The 8564-nt window shown below is 68.0% G+C and carries 9 protein-coding genes and 1 pseudogene; 4 read left to right on the top strand and 6 right to left on the bottom strand.

Features of this window, described 5'->3' with window-relative positions; all coding sequences use genetic code 11:
• A partial coding sequence (locus RTM68_RS05990; protein ID WP_312169242.1) for a DUF222 domain-containing protein occupies nt 1–1339 on the top strand: 1339 nt, incomplete at its 5' end.
• Between the two features lie 22 nt (nt 1340–1361).
• Here RTM68_RS05990 and RTM68_RS05985 read toward each other — a convergent pair.
• Nucleotides 1362–2279 (bottom strand): DUF808 domain-containing protein, encoded by a 918-nt coding sequence (locus RTM68_RS05985; RefSeq protein ID WP_194762227.1) that lies wholly within the window; start codon nt 2277–2279, stop codon nt 1362–1364.
• A 151-nt stretch (nt 2280–2430) separates the two neighbouring features.
• Here RTM68_RS05985 and msrB point away from each other — a divergent pair, with 151 nt between their 5' ends.
• Both msrB and msrA read left to right on the top strand, forming a co-directional pair.
• Entirely contained in the window at nt 2431–2901 is a 471-nt protein-coding gene (msrB, locus tag RTM68_RS05980) for a peptide-methionine (R)-S-oxide reductase MsrB (RefSeq protein ID WP_312169239.1), read from the top strand.
• Nucleotides 2898–3443 (top strand): peptide-methionine (S)-S-oxide reductase MsrA, encoded by a 546-nt coding sequence (gene msrA, locus RTM68_RS05975; RefSeq protein ID WP_312169237.1) that lies wholly within the window; start codon nt 2898–2900, stop codon nt 3441–3443. Before msrB ends, msrA begins: the two co-directional genes overlap by 4 nt.
• Nucleotides 3444–3514: 71 nt before the next feature.
• On the opposite strand, the gene RTM68_RS05970 is transcribed toward msrA, so the two are convergent.
• The 3 genes from RTM68_RS05970 to RTM68_RS05960 all read right to left on the bottom strand — a co-directional run bounded on the left by RTM68_RS05970 (nt 3515) and on the right by RTM68_RS05960 (nt 6475).
• On the bottom strand, nt 3515–4324 hold the full coding sequence (locus tag RTM68_RS05970) for an alpha/beta fold hydrolase (RefSeq protein ID WP_396654195.1): 810 nt from the start codon (nt 4322–4324) through the stop codon (nt 3515–3517).
• A gap of 202 nt (nt 4325–4526) precedes the next feature.
• Complete coding sequence (locus RTM68_RS05965) at nt 4527–5990, bottom strand: catalase (RefSeq protein ID WP_194762231.1); 1464 nt, start codon at nt 5988–5990, stop codon at nt 4527–4529.
• Between the two features lie 62 nt (nt 5991–6052).
• Nucleotides 6053–6475, bottom strand: coding sequence for a Fur family transcriptional regulator (locus RTM68_RS05960; RefSeq protein WP_312169233.1), 423 nt, complete (start codon nt 6473–6475; stop codon nt 6053–6055).
• A gap of 115 nt (nt 6476–6590) precedes the next feature.
• Here RTM68_RS05960 and RTM68_RS05955 point away from each other — a divergent pair, with 115 nt between their 5' ends.
• Nucleotides 6591–7169, top strand: coding sequence for a hypothetical protein (locus tag RTM68_RS05955; protein WP_312169231.1), 579 nt, complete (start codon nt 6591–6593; stop codon nt 7167–7169).
• Here the strand turns inward: RTM68_RS05955 and RTM68_RS05950 are convergent.
• Entirely contained in the window at nt 7139–8122 is a 984-nt protein-coding gene (locus RTM68_RS05950; protein ID WP_312169229.1) for a squalene cyclase, read from the bottom strand. The two genes, RTM68_RS05955 and RTM68_RS05950, sit on opposite strands and share 31 nt — an antisense overlap.
• Before the next feature lie 64 nt (nt 8123–8186).
• Nucleotides 8187–8564 (bottom strand): annotated as a pseudogene (locus tag RTM68_RS05945) (molecular chaperone DnaJ); the annotation flags it as partial.

Genomic DNA, 8564 nt, shown 5'->3' with positions numbered 1-8564 from the left:
CCGCCTGACGCCGTTGTTCGAGGCCATCGAGCGCCTCGGCAGCGCGTGGGCGGATGCCGGGATGAGCACGGATCTGTCTCGTGCGGAACTGCTCGGCGCACATCGCGCGATCAGTGAGGTGCAGCGCTGCCTCGACGGACTCCACACCGAGATCGCTGCCACGATCGCGCACGAATCGCGGTCGGAGCTCGGCCCCGAGGGCCTGGCGACACAGCACGGTTATCGGAGCGCGGCGGTGATGATCGCAGCGGGGACGGGCGGCGCGGTGGGTGACGCGAAGCGCCTCATCGCCGTCGGGCAGGCAGCCGCACCGCGCACCACCCTGCTGGGCGAGGTGCTGCCTGCGAAACACCCTGTGCTCGCGGCGGCGCTCGCCGCGGGAGAGATCTCGGTGCAGGCCGCGGCGCTCATCCTCGCGCTGCTCGAGCGCGTCCGTCTGAAGACCGGTTCGGTTCGGGTCGAAGAAGCCGAGCGGCTGCTCGTCACCCGTGCTGCGGGGATGTCGCTCGCTGACGTTCGCAAGATGCTCGCCCGCGCGGAGGCCTGGCTCGATCCCGACGGCATCGCCCCGAAGGAGCGGGAGGCGCGCGATCGCCGGTCGCTCACCATGTTCGAGCGTGATGGTTCCTTCCACCTGAACCTGCAGACGGACATCGCCTCGAGCGCGGCCATCAAGGCGGCGATACAGGCCTACGTGTCCGCGACCTTCCAGGCGCGGATCACGGCCACCGATCGCGATGCGTCGGATGCCGATCGTCGCACGGTCGCGATGACCCAGGCCGACGCGCTGTCCGCCATCTGCGAGCACGCGATCGCCTGCGACAACGGCGGGATGCCCGCCACCGGCGCGACCGTCGTCGTGCGCGTGGGACTCGATGAGCTCAGCTCTGGCGAGGGCGCTGCGACGATCGACGGCAGCGACCGGTCCGTGAGTGTCAGCACGTGTCGGCGGATGGCCGCAGGGGGCGGAATCATCCCGGTGGTTCTCGGGTCAGCGGGGGAGATCCTCGACTGGGGGCGCGAGAAGAGACTCTTCACCCGCGCGCAGCGGCTGGCTCTCGTCGAGCGAGACGGCGGATGCGCGATGTGCGGTCTTCCGCCGCAGATGACCAAGGCGCACCACATCCGGTGGTGGGCACGAGACAGTGGACCGACCGATCTGAACAACGGAGTGCTGTTGTGCGAGTTGTGTCATCACCGCATCCACGACAACGGATGGGAGATCCGCATCGAGGGGATCGGTACCGCGGCGCGGGTGTGGCTCATACCGCCTCCGCACGTCGATCCGGCGAGGACTCCTCGCCTCGGAGGGCGGGCCCGCTATGACATCGCTGCCTGACACAGGCGTCGCGGTGTCGGTATCAGACGTGCACGTCGGCGGGGGACTCCTCGCCCTCGTGGAAGCTCGGCTTCTTGCCGACCAGGCGACCGATTCCGAGGATGATGCCGACGATGAGCAGACCCGCGATCAGGCCGGCAATGGCCGAGAACAGAGTGTCGCCGATCCAGACGATCACGGCGCCGGCCGGCTCGAGGAAGTGCTCGATGCCGTGCAGGATGTCCTCTCCGAAGTGCACGCCGACCTCGCCGAGGTTCACGAGCAGCAGGTGGCCGCCGACCCAGAGCATCGCGACTGTGCCGAGGATGCTGATGAAGCGGAAGACCGCGGGCATCGAGCGCACGATGCGCATCCCGGTGTGGCGCACGCGTGCGACCGGGTTCTTCGCCATCTTCAAGCCGATGTCGTCGATCTTCACCAGCAGCGCGACCGCGCCGTACACGACGCCGGTCATGAGCAGCGCGATCACGGCGAGGATCGCGAGGGTGGTCCAGATGTCGAGCCCCGCCTCGAGGTTCGCGAGAGAGATGAGCATGATCTCGGTCGAGAGGATGAGGTCGGTGCGCACCGCGCCCCAGACCAGCTTGTTTTCGTTACGGGCACCCTCGTCGGCGTGGCCGTGCTGCACGCCGAACCACTCGAGTACCTTCTCGGCTCCTTCGAAGCACAGGTACGCGCCGCCGAGGATGAGGAGGTACGGCAGCACCCAGGGGGCGAACGCGGTGAGCAGAAGAGCGATCGGGATGATGATCACGAACTTGTTCGCGAGCGATCCGAGGGCGATCTTCGCGACGACCGGCAGCTCACGTGCAGGAGTGATGCCCTGGACATACTGCGGGGTCACGGCGGCATCGTCGATCACGACGCCCGCAGCCTTCGCCGACGCCTTCATCGCCGCGCTGAGAATGTCATCGACGACGGCGAGCAGTCCAACAGACATGTGCGTCTCCCTGTGGTGTGTGTGGCTGAGCAACTCTATCGACTGCGGCGAAACTCACAGCGCGCTCACAGTCCCGGGGGACCAAATCGGCGCACCCGGCGGTTGTGCTCTATGACGCCGCAGCCAGCTGCGTCGGACAAGGAGACAGATCATGTCGAACGAGTACAGCAAGACCCCCGGGGCCGTCAGCGACCTCACGCACCTGCAGTACGAGGTCACGCAGGAGGATGCCACCGAGCCTCCGTTCCGCAACGCGTACTGGAACAACCACGACGACGGCATCTACGTCGACGTCGTCTCGGGACAGCCGTTGTTCGCGTCGACCGACAAGTTCGACAGCGGCACCGGATGGCCGAGCTTCACGAAGCCGATCGAGGCCGACGCCGTCACCACCCGCACAGACCGTACGCTGTGGATGAAGCGCACCGAAGCGCGCTCCAGCGGCGCCGACAGCCACCTCGGTCACGTCTTCGACGACGGGCCGCGCGACGCCGGCGGACTCCGCTACTGCATGAACTCCGCGGCCCTCCGCTTCATCCCGGCTGACAGCCTGGAAGATGAGGGGTACGGTCGCTACCGTCACCTCTTCCCCACCACCCCCACCTCTGAGGAGCAGTCATGACCGACAACGGAACCATCACCCGCACCCCCGGGACCGAGACCGCCGTGCTCGCCGGCGGCTGCTTCTGGGGCATGGAAGACCTGATCCGCCGCCAGCCCGGCGTGCTCGACACACGCGTCGGCTACACCGGTGGCCAGAACGACCACGCGACCTACCGCAACCACCCGGGTCACGCCGAGGCCGTCGAGATCGTCTTCGATCCGACCAAGACGACGTACCGCGACATCCTCGCGTTCTTCTTCCAGATCCACGACCCGTCCACCAAGGACCGCCAGGGCAACGACATCGGCTCGAGCTACCGCTCGGCGATCTTCCCGCTCAGCCCCGAGCAGGAGGCCGTCGCGCGCGACACGATCGCCGATGTCGACGCTTCGGGTCTGTGGCCGGCCAAGGCCGTCACCACGATCGAGCCCGAGGGGCCGTTCTGGCAGGCCGAGGAAGAGCACCAGGACTACCTGATCAAGTACCCCAACGGCTACACCTGCCACTTCCCGCGCGCGGGATGGGTGCTGCCGAAGCGCGAAGAGAACGCGACCGTCTGATCATGACGCCGAGAGCCCTTCGTCTCATCGAGACGGAGGGCTCTCCCCGTACCCGCGACAGCTGACCGCTGTCAGCTCGCCGACAGGAATGCCAATGCCGCTTCCTTGAAGGCACGGGATCCCGGAGCGTTGAAGTGATTGCGGTCTGGAATCTCGAAGAACTGGCCCTGAGGGGCAGCAGACGACAACGCGCGGGAACCTTCGATGATCGCGTCCTTCGATCCGGTCGCGAAGAGCACCGGACTCGACGGGGCGTTCGACGGATCGGGGTCGATCATCCGTGACGACCGCATACCCTCGGCCAAGGCGACGAGCGCGCTCAGATCGTTGCCCGGCACGCGCTCGGTCAGGGCGATGTAGTTCTGCGTCGTGGGATCGGCGACGGGTGTGCCGTCAGCCAGGTACGCGCGCACCTGGTCGAGATCGAGGCGCGCGAGTGGGATGCCGTCAGGCACGCCGCCGAGCACGGAGCGGCCGATGCGATGGGGCAGGTCGCGCACGACCTCCCAGCCGACACGGGCGCCCAGTGAGTACCCGACGTAGAACGCCTTGTCGACGAGGTACGCATCCATGACGGTCTCGACGTCGGTCGCGAGGGTGCGGATGCCGTACGCATCCGCCTGATGAGGCTTCTCGCTGAGCCCATGGCCGCGCTGGTCGAGGGCGAGCACCCGGTACCCGGCCTTCGTGAGCTCGCGCACCCACCCGGTGAGAACCCAGGTGTCTCGGGCGCTCGACGCGAAGCCGTGCACGATCACCACCACGGGGGCGTCGAGTTCACCCCATGTGTACGTCGCGAGGCGAGTGCCGTCAGCGGCGTGCACCTGCTGAGGTTCGGGCATGACGGTCAGGTCGGAGAGAGGAACAGCCACGGCATCCATTGTCCTCCTGCGCGCGCCCGGGGCGTCGCATCCCGGTCGTTGAGCGAGGAGCGAAGCCCCGAGACGAAACGCGGTGACGTACCTCTGCACGTCACCGCGTTTCGTCTCGGTCGGCTCCGCCGTCCTCGCTCAACGACCGGGGAATGAAGCGGGTGTGGCTCCGCCGTCCTCGCTCAACGACCGGGAGCGAAGCGGGTGCGGATCAGAAGCGGGCGCGCAGCGCCTCACCCAGACCGGCGTCCACGTTCGTCCAGTACTGGAAGAAGCGCTCGCGGATCGCGTCGATCGTGATGCTCCGGCCTTGACCGGTCAGCGTGTCGATGAACCGGGCGCGCGCCTCGTCGTCGAACACCTCGCGGTACAGGGTTCCGGCCTGACCGAAGTCATCGTCGTCCGCGCGCAGGGTGGCCGCGGCGCGCATCAGCTCGCCGTCCGACTCCCAGCTCGCCTCGACACCGGCCGCCGGGTCGGCGGTCGGACCGCCCGCGGGGCCGTACGAGTTCGGCGTGTAGGTGCGATGCTCGGCCGGGTTGAACCGGTACTGCATCTGGCCCTCGTGCATGTAGTTGCGCGTCTCGGCCGCGTGCGCCTGGTTGACCGGCAGCTGGTTGTAGTTCGCGCCGATGCGGTAGCGCTGAGCATCCGCGTAGGCGAACGCACGGGCCATCAGCATCTTGTCGGGCGAGATGCCGGTTCCGGGCACCTGGTTGCCGGGCGAGAACGCCGCCTGCTCGATCTCCGCGAAGAAGTTCTGCGGGTTGCGGTCGAGCGTGAACGTGCCGACCTTGATGCGCGGGTAGTCCTTCTTCGACCACGTCTTGGTGAGGTCGAACGGGTTGAAGCGGTAGGTCTTGCCCTCTTCGTACGTCATGATCTGCACGTAGACGTCCCACGACGGGGCGTCGCCACGAGAGATCGCGTCGAACAGGTCGCGACGGTAGTAGTCGGCATCCGAACCCGCGAGCTTCTCGGCCTCGGCGGCGTCCATCCGCTCCACGCCCTGCTTCGACAGGAAGTGGTACTGCACCCAGAAGCGCTCACCCGCGGCGTTGACCCACTGGTACGTGTGCGATCCGTAGCCGTTCATGTGGCGCCAGCTGCGGGGAAGGCCGCGGTCGCCCATCAGGTAGGTGACCTGGTGTGCGGTCTCGGGGGAGAGGGTCCAGAAGTCCCACTGCATGTCGGCGTCGCGCAGACCCGAGTCGCCCAGGCGCTTCTGCGAGTGGATGAAATCCGGGAACTTCATGGCGTCGCGCAGGAAGAACGTCGGGGTGTTGTTGCCGACGATGTCGAGGTTGCCCTCGCTCGTGTAGAAACGCAGTGCGAAGCCGCGCACGTCGCGCCACGTGTCGGGGGATCCCTGCTCACCGGCGACCGACGAGAAGCGCAGCAGCGTCTCGCTCACGGCTCCCGGCTGGAAGGCTGCGGCACGGGTGTAGGCCGAGACGTCTTCGGTCACGGTGAAGGTTCCGAACGCTCCGCCGCCCTTGGCGTGCGGGTTGCGCTCCGGCACGCGCTCGCGGTTGAACGAGGCCAGCTTCTCGACGAGGTAGCGGTCGTGCAGGACCGTGGGTCCGTCTGCGCCGACGGTCAGCGAGTGCGCGTCGCTGGCGACGGGTGTGCCCGTCTGGGTCGTGGTCGCGGGGGTGGTCGATGGGTCGGTCATGTTCTTCTCCTTCTGCGCGCAGTGTCGATCAACCCGGGTCGATTCGGGGTGAGCGGCGGATGCTACTGCGCGGCGTTCTGGCAACCGGGGCACAGGCCCCAGAAGGTCACTTCGGCTGTCTGGACGGTGAATCCCCCCGCCGAAGACGGGGTGAGACACGGCGCGTCGCCGACCACGCAGTCCACATCGCCGATCGCACCGCACCGGGTGCACACGACGTGATGGTGGTTGTCGCCGATTCGCCGCTCATAGAGGGCCGCGGATCCTGCCGGTTCGATCCGGCGGAGAAGCCCCGCCGTCGTCAGGTCCGCGAGGATGTTGTGCACCGACTGGATCGACGTGGTCGGCAGCACGGCGGACACGGCACGGTAGACCCGCTCCGCATCCGTATGGGGCATGGACTCCATCGCCTCGAGCACCGCCACGCGGCCTGCGGTCGCCCGCAGTCCCGCATCGCGAAGCGCGGAGTCGAAGTCGGTGTCCATGCCTCCACCGTACTCGTTTTTTGAACAACTAAAAAGAAGGGGTGGTCAGTGGGCGTTTCCGTCGATGCCCGGCCCGAGGGGTTGCATCGATCGAGCAGGTCCGTAGCGTGGAGGGATGGAGACGACACGGAGGACGATCGCCATCGGGACACTCGCGACGGCAGCGGTGCTGCTGGTCGGATGCACGAGCGGAGGGGCGGATGCCGGCGGAGAGGGCTCGCCGACGCCGTCACCCTCCGCATCGGTGACTCTGACCGCGACCCCGACCCCGACCCCGAATCCGAGTGTCAGCGCGGAAGCGGCCGAGCTGCCGATCCCGCCGGACGAGATCACGGAGTGGGCCAAGACCGCGGTGCCGGGAAGCAAGGACGAGGCCTATGCCGCCGGCTTCTCGGGGTGGATGAGCGCGAGCAGTGCCGCGCACCACACGACAGACCTGACGTCGATGGAGCCCGGCTCGTATCAGGCGCAGCTGGCCTGTCGCGGCGACGGCACGATCACGCTCATCGCCGGCGAGCTGACGGACGAACCGGGGACGCCGGTCACCGCCGCGCCGGGCAGCGCCGAACCGATCGCGTGCACGAACTCGACCATCGCCTTCGACATCACCACGGCCGAGACCGGCATGCGCATCGAGCTCGACCTCGACGGCGCCCCCACGATCTACGCGGTCTCGGTGCTGCGGGTCAGCTGATCGTCGGCCCAATCGAGGACCCGCGTGCCGATCAGAGTGAGCCAGCGGGAGCTCTCACCCTCGGCGACATCGACGGGGAACCAGATCCGTCCGCGGAGAGGCGTCCCCTGCAGCCAGGTGCCATCCGTCTGCCGCGCGGCGCGGACGAGTTCGACAGCGGCGCCGATCCGAGGGTCGGGCACGGTTCCCTCGGTGAGCGAGGCCTCGCGGAAGTGGTCGAGCGCCGCCAGGGCGCTGTACCGGTACCGACCGGGGTAGACGAACTCGGTGACGAAGTCCCCCACGACATCTCCGGTCGATTCGCGGAACATCAGCTGCCGTCGCAGCAGGTACTCCTCACCTGAGTGCCGGGCGGGCCGAAGCGACGCGTCGCCGGTGGACAGCTCATACGACAGCATGCCGCGAACGGCATTGAGCGTGGAATGGAACGAGGAACGCACCGAGTCGCCCTCTTCGGCCTCGCAGTTCCACCCTCCGTCGTCGAGCCTGTGTGCGGGGAACCAGTCGACGAGTCTCGAGACGTCGGCTCCGAGCCATGCGCCGTTGGCGAGTGTGAAGGCGTTGATGCACACATCGACCTCGCCGCCCCAGAACGGCATGTCTTCGTACTCCCAGCGACAGTGGCGACCCAGGCGCTCAGCGGTGTCGCCGAGTGCCGCAGGGTCGACACCCCACTCCCGCAGCTGGTTCAGCGACCAGCTCGTCGCCGTCCACGGCTGACCCGGCTGTTCGGCCTCGGCGGTGCCGAAGAAATCGCCGGGAAAATGCGCGCCGCCGTCCCAACGCCCGTCGGGATCCTGCGCAGCGAGCAGCGCGGCCCCGAATCCCTCGGTCGCGACTCGTTCGCGCGTGGCCCGCCACACGTGTTCTGGCGCATGCAGGATGTCTCGCTCGACCTGCCAGCGCAGGGCGGGGTCAGCGTCGAGCAGCCACGTCGTCGTCGTCATCGCCATGCGTGCACGCTACTCCTGGTGACCCGCCGGGACTGGATCGACCGCGTGATCGACGCCCCCGTGCTCAGACGAAGGTGACGGTCTGCTGCAGGCGCGTGCGCACGTCGAACAGCTCGTTGCCGCCGATCGCGCGAGCGCCGGGCACTCCCTGCCGCAGCACCATCGCGAGGGCGCTGCGGCGCACCACCACGACGGGCACGCCGCGGCTGCTCCCGAGCGGCGTGACCGCCTGCGACAGGTCGTCGTCGGGCAGCACCATGATCACGCCGCCGAACTTGACGCGCGCCGCCTTCGCGACAGACCGCATGCGCGAGAGTGCGGCGGTGACCGGTGCCCTGGTGCCCAGGCTCGGCCCCGTGATCTCGCCGCGGCGGAAACCGACGACGCCGCCGAAGTCCTCCGACATCACGGCATACAGTCCCGACGGGCTGAGCACCACGTG

This window comes from Microbacterium sp., assembly GCF_031988965.1.
Taxonomy (GTDB): Bacteria; Actinomycetota; Actinomycetes; order Actinomycetales; family Microbacteriaceae; genus Microbacterium.
The sequence above is the reverse complement of the archived record's forward strand: the minus strand, read 5'-3'. Positions and strand labels throughout refer to the sequence as shown.

Bases quoted from the DNA above. Each gene is read 5' to 3' on its own strand.
- RTM68_RS05985 (WP_194762227.1), bottom strand. From the start codon at position 2,279: ATGTCTGTTGGACTGCTCGCCGTCGTCGATGACATTCTCAGCGCGGCG.
- msrB (WP_312169239.1), top strand. From the start codon at position 2,431: ATGTCGAACGAGTACAGCAAGACCCCCGGGGCCGTCAGCGACCTCACG.
- msrA (WP_312169237.1), top strand. From the start codon at position 2,898: ATGACCGACAACGGAACCATCACCCGCACCCCCGGGACCGAGACCGCC.
- RTM68_RS05970 (WP_396654195.1), bottom strand. From the start codon at position 4,324: ATGGATGCCGTGGCTGTTCCTCTCTCCGACCTGACCGTCATGCCCGAA.
- RTM68_RS05965 (WP_194762231.1), bottom strand. From the start codon at position 5,990: ATGACCGACCCATCGACCACCCCCGCGACCACGACCCAGACGGGCACA.
- RTM68_RS05960 (WP_312169233.1), bottom strand. From the start codon at position 6,475: ATGGACACCGACTTCGACTCCGCGCTTCGCGATGCGGGACTGCGGGCG.
- RTM68_RS05955 (WP_312169231.1), top strand. From the start codon at position 6,591: ATGGAGACGACACGGAGGACGATCGCCATCGGGACACTCGCGACGGCA.
- RTM68_RS05950 (WP_312169229.1), bottom strand. From the start codon at position 8,122: ATGGCGATGACGACGACGACGTGGCTGCTCGACGCTGACCCCGCCCTG.